The sequence below is a fragment of the Hungatella effluvii genome (genome assembly GCF_003201875.1).
Classification (GTDB): Bacteria; Bacillota; Clostridia; order Lachnospirales; family Lachnospiraceae; genus Hungatella; species Hungatella effluvii.
Genome location: NZ_QJKD01000001.1, coordinates 454,479 through 471,124, shown reverse-complemented (window position 1 = coordinate 471,124; position 16,646 = coordinate 454,479). Strand labels below are relative to the sequence as shown.

Genomic DNA, 16,646 nt, shown 5'->3' with positions numbered 1-16,646 from the left:
ATGAAATGGGAAGCGGTTATATTTGACTGGGCGGGAACGACTGTGGATTATGGGTGTTTCGCGCCGGTGCAGACATTTATTGAGGTATTTAAGGAGTTTGGCGTTGAGCCGACCATGGAGGAGACCAGAAAGCCCATGGGAATGCTGAAATGGGATCATATTAAGACAATGCTGAGGATGAACCGGATACATCGGGAATTCGTACAGATCCATGGAAGAGAGCCGGAGGACAGCGATGCGGACGCCATGCACGATCTGTTCCTGGATAAATTAATGAAGGTGCTGGATCAGTTTGCCGAACCGAAGGAGTATGTGCTTGAAACCGTGGAGAAATTAAGGGCTGCGGGGATTCGGATCGGATCGACAACCGGATATACGGATGAGATGATGGCCATAGTCACCAGGGAGGCGAAAAAGGCCGGTTATGAGCCTGACTGCCTGTTTACGCCGGATTCCACCGGGCATGTGGGGCGCCCCTATCCTTACATGATCTTCCGGAACATGGAGGCATTAAAGGTCACCTCCGTAAATGCAGTCATGAAGGTGGGAGATACGATATCCGATATTCTGGAGGCGAAAAACGCGGGGGTTACCGCGGTGGGAATCGTGGAAGGAAGCTCGGAGCTGGGGCTTACAAAGGCGGAATGGGAGGCGTTATCCGCAGATGAGCGAAGGGCGAAGGCGGATGAAGTCGAAAGACGCTACCGGGAGGCCGGTGCGGACTACGTGATCGCGGATATCCGCGGAGTGGCTGCACTTGTGGCGGAAGGCAGGGTGGATTAACGCAAACAGAAAAAAGGCGTCAAAGTATCGGCTGACATTTAAATACAGCCGATATTTTTGACGTCTTTTTATTGGACGGAGGGCCGCAAATTTTTGTAATTTTTTTTTGCAAATGTTCTATCTTTTCATTTTCCGTAAACTGGATTATGATAAGGCATGTAAGGAACAAACAAATTCTTCCAGGCCTGGAACAAAGGAATTTTTAATAACCGGCAGAAGCCGGCAGGAGGTTTGCAATGAGTAAATTAATTAATAAGAACTGCATCGTATTTGACATTGACGCGGCGGAAAAAAAGGACGTAATAAGCGTTCTGGTGAAGGAACTGGACGCAGCCGGAAAGATCACGAATCAGGAAGAGTTTTTCGAGGACGTGCTGGCGAGGGAAGCCATCGCACCGACCTATGTGGGCTTCGACATGGGGCTGCCGCACGGTAAGACGGACCACGTTCTGGAAGCGAGCGTGGCATTTGCGAGAACAGCAGGGCCGGTGGTCTGGAACGAAGAGACCGGGGAGACGGCGGATCTGATCATTCTCATCGCAGTACCGCTTTCTGAGGCGGGAGATACACATATGAAGATCCTGGCGAATTTATCAAGACAGCTGATGCATGAGGAATTCAGAGAATCCTTGAGAAGCAGCACGAAGGATCAGGTATTTGACATCTTAACGGAAGTATTGGAGGGGTAAGAAAATGAAAGAGCAAATTAAGATTTTAAAGAAGCACATTCTGACTGGTACGTCCCACATGATTCCGTTTATCGTAGCCGGCGGTATTCTGTTTTCCATCTCGGTTATGTTAAATCCGGCAGGAGCGGCAACTCCTACCGAGGGCTGGCTGGCGGGTCTTGCGCAGATCGGTCTCGGCGGCCTGACACTGTTCGTTCCGGTTCTGGGCGGATATATCGCGTACTCGATCGCGGATAAACCCGGTCTGGCCCCTGGTATGATCGGAGCATATCTCGCCAATTCCATGGGCGCCGGCTTCCTCGGCGGTATGGCGGCCGGTCTGATTGCCGGTGTTGTGGTAAAACAGCTAAAGAAGATTAAGCTTCCGATTTCTTTAAAGACACTGGGCTCCATTTTCATTTACCCGCTGCTTGGTACCTTTATCACAGGCGGTATCATCGTATGGGGGATCGGCACACCGATCGCATTTATCATGCAGTCCTTAACCTCCTGGCTTTCCGGTCTCGGCGATGTGGGCAGAGTTCCGTTAGCAACGATTCTCGGCGCCATGACCGCATTTGACATGGGCGGCCCGATCAATAAAGTGGCAACCTTATTTGCACAGACACAGGTCGATACACTTCCATATCTGATGGGCGGTGTCGGTGTGGCGATCTGTACGCCTCCGATCGGCATGGGTATCGCAACCCTGCTGGCTCCGAAGAAGTACAATGCAGAAGAAAAAGAAGCAGGCAAGGCGGCTATCCTGATGGGATGTGTGGGAATCACAGAAGGAGCGATTCCATTTGCAGCCAATGACCCGTTACGTGTTATTCCGTCCCTGATTGTGGGCGCAGTCGTCGGCAACATCATTCCTTTCTTAACCGGTGTGTTAAACCATGCGCCATGGGGCGGACTCATTGTACTTCCGGTTGTTGAGGGACGAATCTGGTATATCATTTCCGTATTAGCCGGTGGATTTGTAACTGCAATTATGGTAAACTTATTAAAGAAGAACAATACTGACGATTCCGCGGTCAAAGCGGCGGCAGAAGACGACGGACTCGATGAGATCACATTTGACGAATTATAATAGAAAAATTTCAAGGAGGATATTACAATGAAGGTAGTAGGAATTACATCTTGCCCATCAGGTGTGGCACATACATATATGGCAGCGGAAGCGTTGAAGCTTTCCGGACAGAAACTGGGAATTGACGTAATCATCGAGACACAGGGCGGAGCCGGTGTGGAGAATCAGTTAAAGCAGAAGGATATCGACGAGGCGGCCTGCGTGATTCTGGTCAATGACGTGGCTCTGGAAGGGCTGGACCGTTTTAAGGGAAAAAAAGTTCTGAAGATGGGAGTGTCCGATTTAATTAAGAAATCAGACGCCGTTATGAAAAAGATTCAGGATACATTTCAGTAATGCATTCAGGGGAGCATGATTATACATAACGTGAGAGACAGGACAAAGAGGAGATGGGGAGTATCTTCTCTTGTCCTGTTATCTGCGTTTAGAGAGAAGAAGAGCGGCGGGGCCGCGCAGGGGAAAAGACTATGTTTAACGGAAGAATGCTGAATATCATCCGTCATTTGAAAACGCAGGGCGAATCCACCTACAAGGAGATGGCGAAGGAGCTGGGAGTGTCGGAGCGGAGCGTGCGCTACGATGTGGACCGGATCAACGACATTTTATCGCTGGAGCACCTGCCTGAAATTGAAAAACATTCTAAGGGAGTGCTGAAATATCCGGCAAATCTGGATTTAAAGGGATTAGAGGATGGCAATGAGGTCGTCTACACGAGCAGGGAGCGCATGTCCATCCTGCTCCTGATTCTGATGATACGAAATGAGGATTTAAAGATCAACCAGCTAAGCGAACAGTTTGGCGTCTCCAGATCTACTGTGAAAAATGATATGGCTGCGCTGGATGAGGAGTTGAAAAAGGACGAGATGGGAATCGGCTATTCTGGTCATTTCTATCTGGCAGGACCAAAGCTTAAGAGAACCACTCTGATGAACCAGGAGTTCAGGAAGTATATCGATTATCTGATCAATCCATTTACTAACTATAATTCCTACGAGTTTTACTGTATCCATATCATACACAAGGCGTTTGAGGGCGTGTCGATCGCCAATGTGGTGATGGTGGTCGACGGGCTTTTGGAGGAACTGGGCTGTACTCTGACCAGCAGTTCCTATCTCTGGTATATGTCCAATATCGTGGTTCTGGTCTGGTTCATTCTCCACGACAAGGAATATCCTCTCGACATCACGGTGATGCCGGAGTTTGACACGGAAGTCTACGGCCGGTTTGCGAAAAAGCTGGAGGAAATCATCGGGAGGCCCGTGTCGGAGAATCACGTGTGCATGATGGCGAAAATGTATGATTTTACCAATAAAATGGCGGGAGGCAGTGCGGATGTAGACCCGGTTCATGCGCAGTCGGTGACATTTTCCCTGATATCCGCCATGTCAAAACGTCTCGATATGCCGTTTGATAAGGATAAGACGCTGGCGGAAGGGCTTTTAAACCATATGATTCCTTTGATTCAGCGTGTCAGAAACCACGTGGAGATCAATGACAATATGATTTCTCTGCTGGGGCCGGAGGAGCGGAAGCTGTACGCGGTGATGACTTCCGTCTGCAGAGAGATCGATACGCTGGAAGATATTACGAATGAGGACGAAGTTGTCTATTTGACGGTCTGTTTCATGGCCAGCATCAAGCGGATGAAGAGTGCACCCTATAAGAGAGTGCTCCTGGTCTGCGGCCACGGCTACGGCACTACTACCATGCTTAAGGAGTCTCTGCTCAGCGAGTATCAGATTCATATTATGGATACGATTCCCATCTATAAACTGTCTTCCTACCCGGACTGGGCCGGCATCGACTATGTGCTGTCGACCATCAGGCTGAACAACAGCCTCCCGAGACCATGCATTGTGGTGAATCCTATCCTGCGTCCGGAGGATAAAACGGCCATCGAGCAGCTGGATATTCCCAGGAAAACCATACTTTCCGGATACTATTCCATTGAAGAAAAGCTGGGCTTCCTGGACGCGGCCACCAGGGCGAGAGTGATGGAGGTCATCGAGCGGGAGCTGGGATACCAGACGGTAAAGACGGTGCACAATCCCAAGAGCTTCAGCAGTTTCCTGAAGTTTGACTGTATCCGGCTGGTGACGGAGGAATACGAATGGAGGGCCGCGGTGCGGGCGAGTGCGGCATTGTTGGAAAAAAGAGGATTTATAGATAGCACTTATACAGATAATATGATAGAATTCATAGAAGAACAGGGATTTTACGCGGTATCGGACGATTCCTTCGCACTTTTGCATGGAAAAGGGGTGGAGGGGATCCATCAGACCAGCTTAAGCCTGCTGGTCAGCCGGCAGCCGGTTCACTTTGGGGACAAGAAGGCGAAGGTCATCTTGTGCCTGGCAAGCCGGGACTCGAAAGAGCACATTCCGGCGGTCGTGACGCTGATGCGTATGGTGAAGACCACGCCGTTTATCCATGATCTGGAGCAGTGCTCCAATGAGGAAGAGATTTATCAGACAATATTGAATTGTGAATTCGAAGTACTGTAGAGAAAGGTTACTGTTCACGGTCCGCTGACCACTTCCGCCGTCCGGTCTGCCCGGTTGGTTCGCGCCCCGTTTTCAGTTCCGGTTTCGGGCATAAGCGGTTCTAAACGTGCAAATTTTTTCTAAAAACCAGTGAAAATGCCCAAACTCGCTGACGCTCAAACAAGTGGGCATTTCCCCTGAACGAAAAATTCTGCGCGTTAAGAACCGCTAATACCCTGCAAAGTCACAGAAAACGGGGCGCGAACCAACCGGGCAGACCGGACGGCGGAAGTGGTCAGCGGACATTGAACAGTAACAGAGAAAGGCAGGAATCATGACGACCAAGATCAGACAAAACTACAAACATACCTTAAACGCCTGCTATATCGGTTATATTACCCAGGCCATTGTAAACAATTTCGCACCGCTGCTGTTTTTGACATTTCAGAGAAGCTTTGGGATATCTCTGGCAAAGATATCGTTCCTGGTTACTATAAATTTTGGCGTTCAGCTGCTTGTGGATTTTTTTGCTGCCCATTTTGTGGACCGCATCGGGTACCGGATCTGCATGGTGGGAGCCCATTTGCTGGCCGCGGCGGGGCTGATCGGAATGGCATTTCTGCCCAGACTCATGTCGGACAGTTATCCCGGGCTGATGGCGTCGATTATCCTCTATGCCATCGGAGGCGGTCTGCTTGAGGTTTTAGTGAGCCCGATCGTGGAGGCGTGCCCGACAGAGAAGAAGGAAGCGGCCATGAGCCTGCTGCACTCCTTCTATTGCTGGGGACATATGGGGGTAGTAATTCTCTCGACTGCGTTCTTTTTCGTATTTGGCATCGACAAATGGCAGCTGCTGGCTGTGATCTGGGCTGCCGTGCCGCTGGCAAATGCGCTGTATTTTATGGTTGTGCCGATCCGTACGCTGGCAGAAGAAGAGGAAGGCCTATCAATCCGGACGCTCTCCGGGAGGACGGTATTCTGGATCCTCATGGTGTTGATGATCTGTGCGGGGGCCAGTGAGCAGGCAGTGAGCCAGTGGGCGTCCGCGTTTGCCGAGTCGGCTCTGCACGTGTCGAAGAGTATCGGTGACCTGGCGGGACCGTGTGCGTTTGCATTTTTTATGGGAACCTCCCGTGTGGTTTCTGCTAAATTCAGCGAGAAGCTTTCGCTGGAGAAGATCATGCTGGGAAGCGCCGGACTCTGTGTGGTGAGCTATCTGATGATTTCCTTGTCGCCGTGGCCGGTTTTAAGCCTGGCCGGCTGCGCCCTGTGTGGATTCGCGGTAGGAGCGCTCTGGCCCTCGACCTTCAGTCTTGCAATGAAAAAGATTCCAGGCGGCGGAACCGCCATGTTCGCGCTGTTTGCGCTGGCCGGCGATATTGGCTGCGCTGGCGGACCACTTCTGGTGGGTCGTATCTCTGGCATATTCGGAGATGATTTGCGTACCGGCATTCTCGCGGCGCTGGTCTTCCCGATTCTGCTGATCCTGGGAGTTCTGGCATCGGGGAAGATGAGGGAAGAGGCCAATGTTGCATTGCGTAATTAATTATGTGATTTATTGTGAATATAATGCCTTATATGCGTCGAATTCGTTGATAAGGGGTTTGATAAAGAAAGAGGGAATAAATGAGCCGGACAGCACATGGTATGGTTGATGCCAATGCGTTGTCCGGCTTTGAAGTTGTGTGGGGCACGCTTTAGTAGTTAGTGGAAGTCCTGCATTATAAATCTCTTCTCAGTTTAAATATTACCATGGTAAGTGTGCCTTCGCTGGCAGTTACGGGGCTGTTGAAGGTTAAGCTGAATGCGGTTTCTGTAGGAACCTCAATGATAAATGATACAGAACCGAATGCACTGGAACGCCCGGAATTAGTCATGAAGTAGATACCATACTCGATATGAGGCGCGCCATTATAGAAGGGCGTAATCTGCATATAGCCCGAATCTGAAAGTAAGGCAGATACTTCATAAAAAATAGAGTAGATACCGGGAGCCAGCGTAACGTGCGTCGGATCTGTCAGCACAATATTGCCCGTTGTATCGGCAACGCCGATCCCCATGGGAATCAATGTGGCATTTGTAAACAGTGCGGCGAAATTGATAAAAGATCCAAATATATCGTCGGGTACCGGGCCAGTGGCGCCGGTTGGGCCAGTGACTCCGGTAGGGCCAGTGACTCCGGTGGAACCGGTCGGGCCAGTGGGGCCGGTAGGGCCAGTGACTCCGGTGGAACCGGTTGGGCCAGTGGAGCCGGTGACTCCGGTTGGGCCAGTAATGCCAGTGGGACCGGTTGGGCCAGTAATGCCAGTGGGTCCGGTTGGGCCAGGATCGCCAGTTAGACCAGTAGGGCCAGTAGCACCAGTAAGTCCGGTGGAGCCGGTTGGACCAGTAATGCCGGTTGGGCCAGTTGGGCCAGTAGATCCGGTGGAGCCAGTTGAACCGGTAGGACCGGTAGGACCGATAAGGCCAGTAGGACCGGTAAGTCCGGTGGAGCCAGTTGAACCGGTAAGACCAGTAGGGCCAGTAGGACCAATGGGCCCAGTAGGGCCAGTAGGGCCAATAAGGCCAGTAGCGCCAGTAGGACCAGTGGGTCCGGTAGGGCCAATAAGGCCAGTAGCGCCAGTGGATCCGGTAGCACCAGTAGGACCGGTAAGACCGGTAGGTCCAGTAGGTCCGGTGGCACCAGTAGGGCCGGTAAGACCGGTAGGTCCAGTAACTCCAGTCGGTCCAGGATCCCCGGTGAGTCCAGTTGGGCCAGTAGATCCAGTAGACCCAGTAGGACCAACAAGGCCGGTAGCGCCGGTAGGTCCAGTAGGTCCGGGATCACCAGTAAGTCCTGTTGGGCCAGTAGGACCAGTAGCGCCAGCGGGCCCAGTAGGCCCAGGATCACCAGTAAGTCCTGTAGGCCCAGTGGGTCCTAAAGTGCCAGTGGATCCCGTAGCCCCGGTCGCCCCAGTAACTCCCGTAGCCCCAGTGCCCCCCGTAGGCCCAGGATCACCAGTAAGTCCGGTAGGGCCAGTCGCTCCAGTAGCGCCAGTGACCCCAGTAGGCCCCGTAGGCCCCGTAGCTCCAGTAAGTCCAGTAATTCCAGTGGAACCGGTAGGCCCCGTAGCTCCAGTCAGTCCCGTAGTTCCGGTCGCCCCGGTCGCCCCTGTAACTCCCTGAGGGCCTGTCACCCCAGTGGGCCCAATTGGTCCAGCAGGTCCAGTATCACCCATCCCCCCCGTAGGCCCTGTCGGACCAGCAGCCCCGGTAGCTCCGGTCGGTCCAGTTGGCCCAGTAGCTCCGGTCGGTCCGACCCGGCAAGGGCATGGCTCCGGAGCAGGGCCGTGGCAGCAGCCAGGGCAGCCGGGACAACAGCCGGGACAGCGGCATTGACATTGTTTATTATATGAATTCATGATCATTATCCTTTCAAATAAAATACAGTTACACTATCATTATATACACAGGAAGGGATTGTTGTTTTTATATGTTACAAAACAATAAGAATTTCCGGTGAAATTTGTAATAAAAGCTTAATAGTATGATTGTTGACATTTCAGGCCTTCACGACTTACACTTATGTAAGAGAAAATGGGGGCGAGGTGAGCCGGTACAAATGAATCGGGATAATGAAAGATACGAAGATCTTGAGATGCGGAGACGTTCCAGGATACGAAGACAGAAAAGAATGAAACGGCAGCGCCGGAGAGCGAGGATTTTATTTGGCCTCTTTTCCGCATTTTTGGCTCTTTTGACCGGAGCCGTTCTGGGAGCGCTCAGTCTGTATATGGAAGGCCGGATAGAACGCAGAGCTATCGATCTAAGCGCCCTTGTCGCTCCTGACTGGATTACGCAGGATTTCTTCGAAGTGAATCCGTATTCCAGGCCGGGAACAAAGATGAACCGGGTTAATGAGATCATCATTCATTACGTGGCGAATCCGGGAACGACTGCAAAGCAGAACTGGAATTATTTCAACAATTTAAAAGATCAGAAGGGAGATAAGGCGACCTCGGCCAGCAGCCATTTTATCATAGGGCTTGACGGGGAGATTCTTCAGGGAATTCCACTGGATGAAATCGCCTATTCCACATCGAAGGAAAAGAATCTGGACTCGGTTTCGATTGAGAACTGCCATCCCGGCGAGGATGGAAAGTTTACCGGTGATACATATGCTTCCCTGGTGAAGCTGACTTCCTGGCTTTGCTGGGAACTGGATCTGACAGAAAAAGATGTGATCCGCCATTACGATGCCACAGGAAAAGACTGCCCTCGTTATTATGTGGCCCATGAAGACGAGTGGAATGCATTTTTAAAAGATGTAAAGGCGGCGTTAAAGGAACTGAATAAGAATGGCAGGCCTGACAGCCAAAAGGCCGGAACTGATAATTCCGAAAGTGAAAATTTCAAAAGTGATAATTCTGATAACGGCAAGAAAAGTACCGGCCAGAATGAAAACGCCGGTAATCTGGAAACGATGAAAGCGGAGTAAGGGAAATGCAGTTTAAGCAAATCACAGTGCTGTCGGCAGCAGAAGATTTTAGATAACAAATCATTATAAAAGGAGTGGACCCATTTTTATGCGTTCCACTCCTTTTTCCTGCTTAAAAATAACGGTGTCTCTCATTTACAGCAGCGCCGGAAATGTAATAAATACCGTTGTGCCGATATACGGCCGGCTCGTGTAGCGAAGGCCGTACTGCGTTCCGTAAGAAAGCTGGATTCTTTCATGAATATTCCATACTCCATAGCCGGAATTCTTTTCCCCGCGGGTAAGGAGTGTCCCCAGCTTCTCCTCTGGAATTCCGATCCCGTCGTCTTCAATAGAAATGGTAATCACGCCGTCTTCCAGCCCAGCCCTGATGGTAATTTCTCCAGATTCCGAACTTTTTTCGCGGATTCCATGAAGGATTGCATTTTCAACCAGCGGCTGGAGAATAATTTTGATAATCTTATAGTCGTATAGCTCTTCCGGCACATCGATGGTCAGCTTAAAATGATCTTCAAACCGCATATTCTGGACGTTGACGTAGGCGGCCACGTGGTCCAGCTCATTTTTCAGGGAGACGATGGTCTCCCCATGTCCAAGGCTCAGCATGTAGAAACGTCCCAGTTCTTTTGCTGCCTCCGCCACATCGGGCGCCTCATTATCGATTCCCAGCCAGTAGATCATGTCCAGCGTATTGTAGAGAAAATGGGGATTGATCTGTGACTGGAGAACCTGAAATTCCAGATCCTTGATTTCATAACCCAGCTTGTACTGTTCCTTCAGGAGACCGGAGATCTGCCGGACCATGTCATTGAAGCTGTTGGTTAGAACACCGATTTCATCCGTACCGTTGCAGAGCGGTTCGATCTCAAAGTTAGAGCTGACGGCTCTGGAGATGTATTCCTTCAACACGTAGATGCGGGAGCTTAACTGCTTCGAGGTCCGGTACAGTACCGGAATCAGGAGAACGATCAACAGAATGACCAGGATGATGGTCTGCTGCTGGTAACGTCTCGTCGCTCTTAAGATATCGGAGGAAGGAGTCAGAATAGCCAGAGTCCAGTCACAGCCGCTGATCGGCTGGATTCCAATAAAGTGATTTTTGCCATTAAATTTAATCTGCTGCAGCTCCGAATCCGTGTCCGAAGCGGCCTGCAAATGCAGCGCTTCGACATCTGCCGGCGTAAAAAAGTCCTCCTTTCCGTGATACATAATCGTCTCACCATATGAATTGTAGAGGAGGACAGAGGTACCCAGCGTAGTAGCCGCCTGGGCAACTACGTCTTTAAACGCAGAATTACTGATCGTGGCAGTCAGGGTTCCCAAATACTGATTTAAATTTTTGGAATCGGGGATTTTCTTCACGTAGGTAATGGCCCCGAGCTTATCGGAGGAGCTGAAAAACGAAGCGGGAAGCCACAGGGAACTGATATTTTCTTTTTCGGAGGAGCGTTCATACCAGCGCTCTTTTTCTTCCTCCGTGAGCTGGCCGAATTCCTTGCTGTTTTCGAAGGAAATGGGGCCGCCTGGCGCAAAGAGGCGGATGTTATGGATATCTTTAGACGTATTGGCATTGTACATGATGCTCTTTGCCGTCGTGCTTAATATAATCCAGTTGTTCTGACTCTCTCTGTTAAATTCATCGCTGGAGGCAATCAGGGTCTGGATTGTCTCATCTGCACTGATCACATTGATGATGTTCTTGATGGAGGTTACCTTATAGCCGAGAAATTCCGTGGTCTGGAGCAGCATGTTCTTAGCCGTATACAGCGCCTGCTTCGTCTCCGATTTTGATGAATAGTAGGAGCTGGCCGAAGAGAAGATCACAAGAATCAGACAAATAATCAGGAAATAGGAGAAAAACAGCTTCTTCATATAATTCATAGAAGAAAAACAGCGTTTGATGTTATGAATCACCTTCATGGATTTTCTCCCTTCTCGGAAATTTTGCCGTAGTCCTGCGGTACTGTGTCGGTGTGACACCGTACTGCCTCTTAAAGACAGTACTTAAGTAATTGGCGTCCAAAAGACCTATCCTTTCCGCAATTTCATAAAGCTTTAAGTCCGTATCACTTAAAAGGCGGCACGCTTTTTCCGCACGGATATTCAGAAGAAAGTCATTGATGGTTACCCCGGTCTGTTTTTTGAACAGCGTACTTAAGTAATTCTGCGATAAATTTACGTGATCTGCGATGACCTTGATAGACAAGTCGGGATTGGAGTAATTCCACAGAATGTAATGTACCGCATTTTTAATCTTAATATCGTAGATGTCGCCGCCTAAAAGCTGGATGGTATTGACTTCATAATAGATAAGCTCCCTGTATTCCGCCAGCGAAAGCGTCTCAAACGCATCCCAGGACACCACCCTTTCATCCCAGCTTTTTTCTATGGTCATCATGTAAATCTTGTAAAGTTCACCGCGAATATAGGGAATGTCCGTATACTTTTCCCGGGCAAGAGTGTCAAACAGTGTTTCCGCACCGGATAAGGTCAGTTCCTTCAGACGAAAGATATTTTTGGGAACCTCTTTTAAAGGCAGCGGTTCCGCAAAAGTAGTCGTCCCATAATTCTCATAGTAAAAGCTTTCATATTCGGTCATCCGTGATACCGCAGCATAGAGTTCGGGAATCTCCGTCAGGGAGAGACAGGGCCAGCTGATTCCGATCGCCGTCTCCGGAAGCTGGGATTTTGATGCGGAAGCCTGAAGGTCCCCCAGGATGCGCGTCATAACAGAGGGGGGGAGATTCCTGTAAATGAGTACGGCCTCTCTCGAAGAACGAAGGCTTAATAGGTAATCGTCCGGAGCAAGACCGTGCGCCTGCTCGAGTTCTCGGGCAACCGAAGAGAGAAAGGCTCTGGCACCGGCATCACCGGCCAGCTTTTTGACGGGCCGGATACAGGACAGGGAGTAATTCCCTATTTTAGTCCACTCAAAATAGAGCGGGATAAAGTCCTGACTGAATCTCTGCCAGTCCAGGCCTGGGGAAACGAGGGCGGAGACGATCTCCTCATGGATAATCGGAAGGGTTTTCTGAAATCCGTCGTGTATCAGTTCCTCTTTCTGCTCGGATTCCAGCTGCATGACCGCTTTTGATACCGCTTTCCGTATCTCAACCACGTCGATCGGTTTTTCTATGTAATTAACCACCTTCAGCTCGATTGCAGACATCAGATATTCTTTATCTGCATAACCGCTGAGGAAAATGATTTTGCATCTGGGAAATTTTTTTCGGATAATGGTCGCCAGCTCAATTCCTGTCATATGAGGCATCCGTATATCGGACAGCAGAATATCAGGCTTGATATCATCCACGGCAAGCAGCGCCTCCATCCCGCCCGCGACAGCGGTTACGGGATCGACACCGATTCCGTTCCAGTCGATATGGCGGCACAATCCCTCCCGTGTCCGTTTTTCATCTTCGACAATTAATAAATGAAACACAGATTTCCCCCCTTTTTTGCGTCTTTCGCACAGAATACAGAAATAAATCGTAGGATTTTAAAGAATATAGTAATATTAGCATATGTTCAGAAAATTGTAAATCCAATATAATAGGGGTACAAAGTAACAGTTCAGCCCCCGCTTCCGGCAGCCGCTGTCCGGCCCAGTCCTTTCGTTTTCCGGGCCTTTCCAGTTCCGGTTTCGGGCATAAGCATTTCTAAATGTGCAGTATTTTTCTAAAAACCAGTGAAAATCCCCAAACTCGCTGCGCTCAGACAAGTGGGGATTTTCACTGAACGAAAAATTCTGCGCATTAAGAACTGCTAATACCCTGCAAAGTCACTGGACGGCTCGGAAAACGAAAGGACCGGGCCGGACAGCGGCTGCTGGAAGCGGGGGCTGAACTGTTACAACAAGAGAGATACCGGCCGGTATTAACTTGAAATCATTACTGAAAACCACGATAGAAAGGACATGAGTTATGAAAAGGAGAAGAATTGCAGCATTGGCTTTAAGCTATATGATGGTGGGAACTATGCTTGCCGGTTGTGGGACAGGAAGTGAGGCTCCAGCCGGAGGAGAAACCACGGCACAGGCCCAGGCGGGGGAGAAGAAGGAGACGACAGAGGGCGCGGCTTCGGGGGAAAAGACGACTCTCTCCATGATGGTATTTCCGTCTACGGAAAACTACGAGACGATCAATGAGAAATTTCTGGAACAGAACCCCGATCTGGCAGAAAAGGTGGATTTTGAGGTTCAGCTGGGAGGAAGCGGAGACGGCGATGTGGCTGACAAGCTGAGACTGGCTCTAACCTCCGGCGAGAATGTTCCCGATATTGTCCGCCTTAATTACACGCAGCTCCCGGAATTTGCCAAGGCCGGCGTTCTCTATCCGCTGGGGGACTACATTGCGGAATATGAGGACAAGATCATTGACGCAGCGAAAAGTATTATGAAGTACGACGGCACGTATTATGCACTGCCGAGGGAGGTAAAGCCAAAGGTATGGTTTTACCGCGCAGACATCTTTGAGGAATGCGGCATTGACGTGCGTCAGGTAAAGACAATCGACGAATTTATCGCAGCGGGTGAGACGATCCGGGAAAAGTATCCCAACGCCTGCATGGAAAATTACAATGTACCGACCACAAGCTATGATTTTATGATGATGTTAAGCGGCACAGGAGCTGGATTCTGTGACGAAAACGGCAATTATAATCTGGCTTCCAACGAGGACGTAAAGCTGACCTTTGAACGGATGAAGAAGCTGAACGATTCCGGCGTCATGTCCAGCGCGGCTGAATGGTCGGCGGACTGGACTCCTGCCTTTGACAACGGTGAAATTGTATCTCAGCTCATCGGAGGCTGGTTTAAGACCGATTTTAAGAATTTCAACCTTGAGAGCCAGAAGGGGAAATGGGCTATGGCTCCGTGGCCGGAAGAGATCAGAGAAGGTTCTGATGCCGGCGGAGCAATCTGGGTAATTCCGGCGGCGGCCAAGAATAAGGAGCTGGCGGCAGAAGTGATGACAAAGATGTGCTTTGACGAAGACGCGGCCAAGATTATTTTCGATGTAACCGGCGTACTTCCTGCATTAAAATCCGCGGCTGACGATGCGTACTACAATGGCGGCAACGAGTATTATGCATGCAGCTTAGGCGAGGTGAACAGCGAAGCCATGGAATATTTAAAGATATTCCCGTATAATCCGGCTTCCTCCCAGGAGCAGAAGATTATTCTCCAGTATCTTGACGAGTATTTACAGGATAATATGACACTTGATGAAGCGCTGAAGGCCGCGCAGGATGATATGATCAATCAGATCGGCAATCCGTATGAATAAATAGCGGGAGCGTTTACTTGTATAAAGAGAGGCGATGATGCATTTCGTCGCCTTTCTTGTTGGAAAAATGCCAGTGATACGGAACGATCCGCCTGGCTCGTCACTTGCGAAAACAAAGGAGGCATCGACAATTTGAACCGGTATAAATTAAAAAAATCTGCCGTCCCCTATCTGTTTCTGCTGCCGTTTATGGTCATTTACCTGCTGTTTTTTCTCTGGCCCGCTCTGTATTCTCTGGGCTTAAGCTTTTTCAAATACAGCGGTTACGGTGCGGCAAAGTGGGTGGGACTGCAGAACTATAAAAATCTTTTTAACTATGACACGATGTGGAAATGTCTGGGGAATACAGTCTTTTACTTTATTTTCAGCTTCATTCCAACCATGGCCTTCTCTTTTTTACTGGCTCTGGCTGTCAAATCAAAGTTTGTGGGACGGATGCGTTCTGTCTATAAACCACTTATTTTCCTTCCGCAGATCTGTGCGGTGGTTGCCAGTTCCCTCTGCTTTAAGATTATCTTTGGAGAGAGAGTCGGCGTCATCAATCAGATCCTTGGAAAGACGATTCCATTTTTGACCGATCCGGCCTGGATGCGCTGGACTGTGGTCACGCTGCTGTCCTGGAGGGGTATCGGCTGGTATTTTATCATCTATCTGTCCGGCCTGACGACCATCGGTGAGGACATCACGGAAGCCGCATCCATCGACGGAGCCAGCGGTCTGCAGAATTTATGGCACATCATTCTTCCGATGATGAAGCCGACCTTTATGGTGGCGTTTATCACCAATGCCATCGGTTCCTTTAAGATCTATACGGAACCCAACCTTCTGCTGGCACAGAACTACGATCCTTCCATGAAGGTAGCGCCCTATATCAACTTAATCATCAACAGCATGTCCGGCGGCCAGTTCGGGATGGCGGCGGCGGCCGGATGGATTCTGGTAGCTGTGATTCTGGTGCTGACGCTGATTCAGCTTAAAGTTTTGGGAGGTGATGAGGAATGACGAAAAGACAGGGAAAAATAATCCTGCTGAACGCGGTTGTCATGATGGCCTGCTTTGTAGCCGTATTTCCGGTATTTATCATGATTTCCGGCTCTTTAAAGACAGCCCAGGAGCTGTACGGCAATTCGGCCGGATTTCCGGTTCATCCGACACTGGCCAATTTTAAGCGCCTGCTGAACTTCAATTCGGGCCTGATTCTGCGGACCTTTGGAAACTCCATCTTCGTGGCAGCCAGCTACACGGCGCTTTCCTGCCTTCTGGCTTCCATGGCAGGCTATGCCTTTGCCAAATTTAAATTCCGCGGAAGAAATGTGCTGTTTCTCATGCTTCTGATCACCATGATGATCCCGGCAGAGCTGAACATCACGCCGCTGTACCTGATCTTTTCCAAGATGAAATGGCTGAATACTTACCGGGTTCAGATCATTCCGGGGGCGGCCAATGTATTTGCCATGTTCCTGATGCGTCAGTATATGATGTCGATTCCGGATTCCCTGATTGAGGCCGCCAGAATCGACGGGGCAGGAGAGTGGAAAATCTTCTCGAAGATCGTCCTCCCAATTTCATCTCCCTCCATTGGAGCGCTGGCGATTCTGCAGTTTTTAAGCAAATGGAATGAGCTTCTCTACCCCAAGATCATGCTGACGAAACAGAAGCTGATGCCGATCATGGTTATTCTCCCGACATTGAACGAGACGGATTCTGCCCGTTCGGTGCCCTGGGAGCTGGTGCTTTCCGGCTGTACGCTGGTCACAATCCCGTTAATCATCGTATTCCTCATGTTCCAGGATAAATTCTTATCGAGTGTGACACTTGGGGCAGTAAAGGGATAAGGCAGCCCATATTTTATATTAA

Annotated in this window: 13 protein-coding genes; 10 read left to right on the top strand and 3 right to left on the bottom strand. The window is 49.9% G+C overall.

Annotated elements, in window-relative coordinates; translation table 11 throughout:
• From phnX to DFR60_RS01890, 6 genes are all read left to right on the top strand, one after another.
• Nucleotides 1-783: a phosphonoacetaldehyde hydrolase gene (phnX, locus tag DFR60_RS01915; protein ID WP_110321367.1), complete on the top strand. Its 783-nt coding sequence runs from the start codon at nt 1-3 to the stop codon at nt 781-783.
• A 236-nt stretch (nt 784-1,019) separates the two neighbouring features.
• Nucleotides 1,020-1,472 carry a PTS sugar transporter subunit IIA gene (locus DFR60_RS01910; protein WP_110321366.1) on the top strand — a complete coding sequence of 151 codons (453 nt, stop codon included), beginning with the start codon at nt 1,020-1,022 and terminating at the stop codon, nt 1,470-1,472.
• 4 nt (nt 1,473-1,476) lie between these two features.
• Nucleotides 1,477-2,544 (top strand): PTS fructose transporter subunit EIIC, encoded by a 1,068-nt coding sequence (locus DFR60_RS01905; RefSeq protein WP_055656364.1) that lies wholly within the window; start codon nt 1,477-1,479, stop codon nt 2,542-2,544.
• A gap of 27 nt (nt 2,545-2,571) precedes the next feature.
• A complete protein-coding gene (locus tag DFR60_RS01900; RefSeq protein ID WP_002600942.1) occupies nt 2,572-2,880 on the top strand; it encodes a PTS fructose-like transporter subunit IIB in 309 nt (102 codons plus the stop codon).
• Between the two features lie 131 nt (nt 2,881-3,011).
• On the top strand, nt 3,012-5,048 hold the full coding sequence (locus tag DFR60_RS01895; RefSeq protein WP_110321365.1) for a BglG family transcription antiterminator: 2,037 nt from the start codon (nt 3,012-3,014) through the stop codon (nt 5,046-5,048).
• Nucleotides 5,049-5,361: 313 nt separating this feature from the next.
• Nucleotides 5,362-6,573 (top strand): MFS transporter, encoded by a 1,212-nt coding sequence (locus DFR60_RS01890; RefSeq protein WP_110321364.1) that lies wholly within the window; start codon nt 5,362-5,364, stop codon nt 6,571-6,573.
• A 175-nt stretch (nt 6,574-6,748) separates the two neighbouring features.
• On the opposite strand, the gene DFR60_RS30760 is transcribed toward DFR60_RS01890, so the two are convergent.
• Nucleotides 6,749-7,087: a hypothetical protein gene (locus DFR60_RS30760; RefSeq protein ID WP_243004956.1), complete on the bottom strand. Its 339-nt coding sequence runs from the start codon at nt 7,085-7,087 to the stop codon at nt 6,749-6,751.
• A gap of 1,541 nt (nt 7,088-8,628) precedes the next feature.
• On the opposite strand from DFR60_RS30760, the gene DFR60_RS01880 reads away from it, so the two are divergent.
• Entirely contained in the window at nt 8,629-9,504 is an 876-nt protein-coding gene (locus DFR60_RS01880) for a peptidoglycan recognition protein family protein (protein ID WP_110321362.1), read from the top strand.
• A 135-nt stretch (nt 9,505-9,639) separates the two neighbouring features.
• Here the strand turns inward: DFR60_RS01880 and DFR60_RS01875 are convergent, their stop codons facing one another.
• The gene (locus DFR60_RS01875) at nt 9,640-11,424 is read right to left on the bottom strand and encodes a sensor histidine kinase (protein WP_110321361.1); all 1,785 of its coding nucleotides are present in this window, start codon (nt 11,422-11,424) and stop codon (nt 9,640-9,642) included.
• The gene (locus DFR60_RS01870; protein ID WP_110321360.1) at nt 11,408-12,946 is read right to left on the bottom strand and encodes a response regulator transcription factor; all 1,539 of its coding nucleotides are present in this window, start codon (nt 12,944-12,946) and stop codon (nt 11,408-11,410) included. The genes DFR60_RS01875 and DFR60_RS01870 overlap by 17 nt, the downstream gene beginning before the upstream one ends.
• 481 nt (nt 12,947-13,427) lie before the next feature.
• Between DFR60_RS01870 and DFR60_RS01865 the strand changes: the two genes are divergently transcribed.
• The 3 genes from DFR60_RS01865 (at nt 13,428) to DFR60_RS01855 (ending at nt 16,624) form a co-directional block, all read left to right on the top strand.
• Entirely contained in the window at nt 13,428-14,789 is a 1,362-nt protein-coding gene (locus DFR60_RS01865; RefSeq protein ID WP_110321359.1) for an ABC transporter substrate-binding protein, read from the top strand.
• 132 nt (nt 14,790-14,921) lie between these two features.
• The gene (locus tag DFR60_RS01860; RefSeq protein ID WP_002600933.1) at nt 14,922-15,791 is read left to right on the top strand and encodes a carbohydrate ABC transporter permease; all 870 of its coding nucleotides are present in this window, start codon (nt 14,922-14,924) and stop codon (nt 15,789-15,791) included.
• On the top strand, nt 15,788-16,624 hold the full coding sequence (locus DFR60_RS01855; protein WP_110321358.1) for a carbohydrate ABC transporter permease: 837 nt from the start codon (nt 15,788-15,790) through the stop codon (nt 16,622-16,624). The genes DFR60_RS01860 and DFR60_RS01855 overlap by 4 nt, the downstream gene beginning before the upstream one ends.
• Nucleotides 16,625-16,646 lie beyond the last annotated feature (22 nt).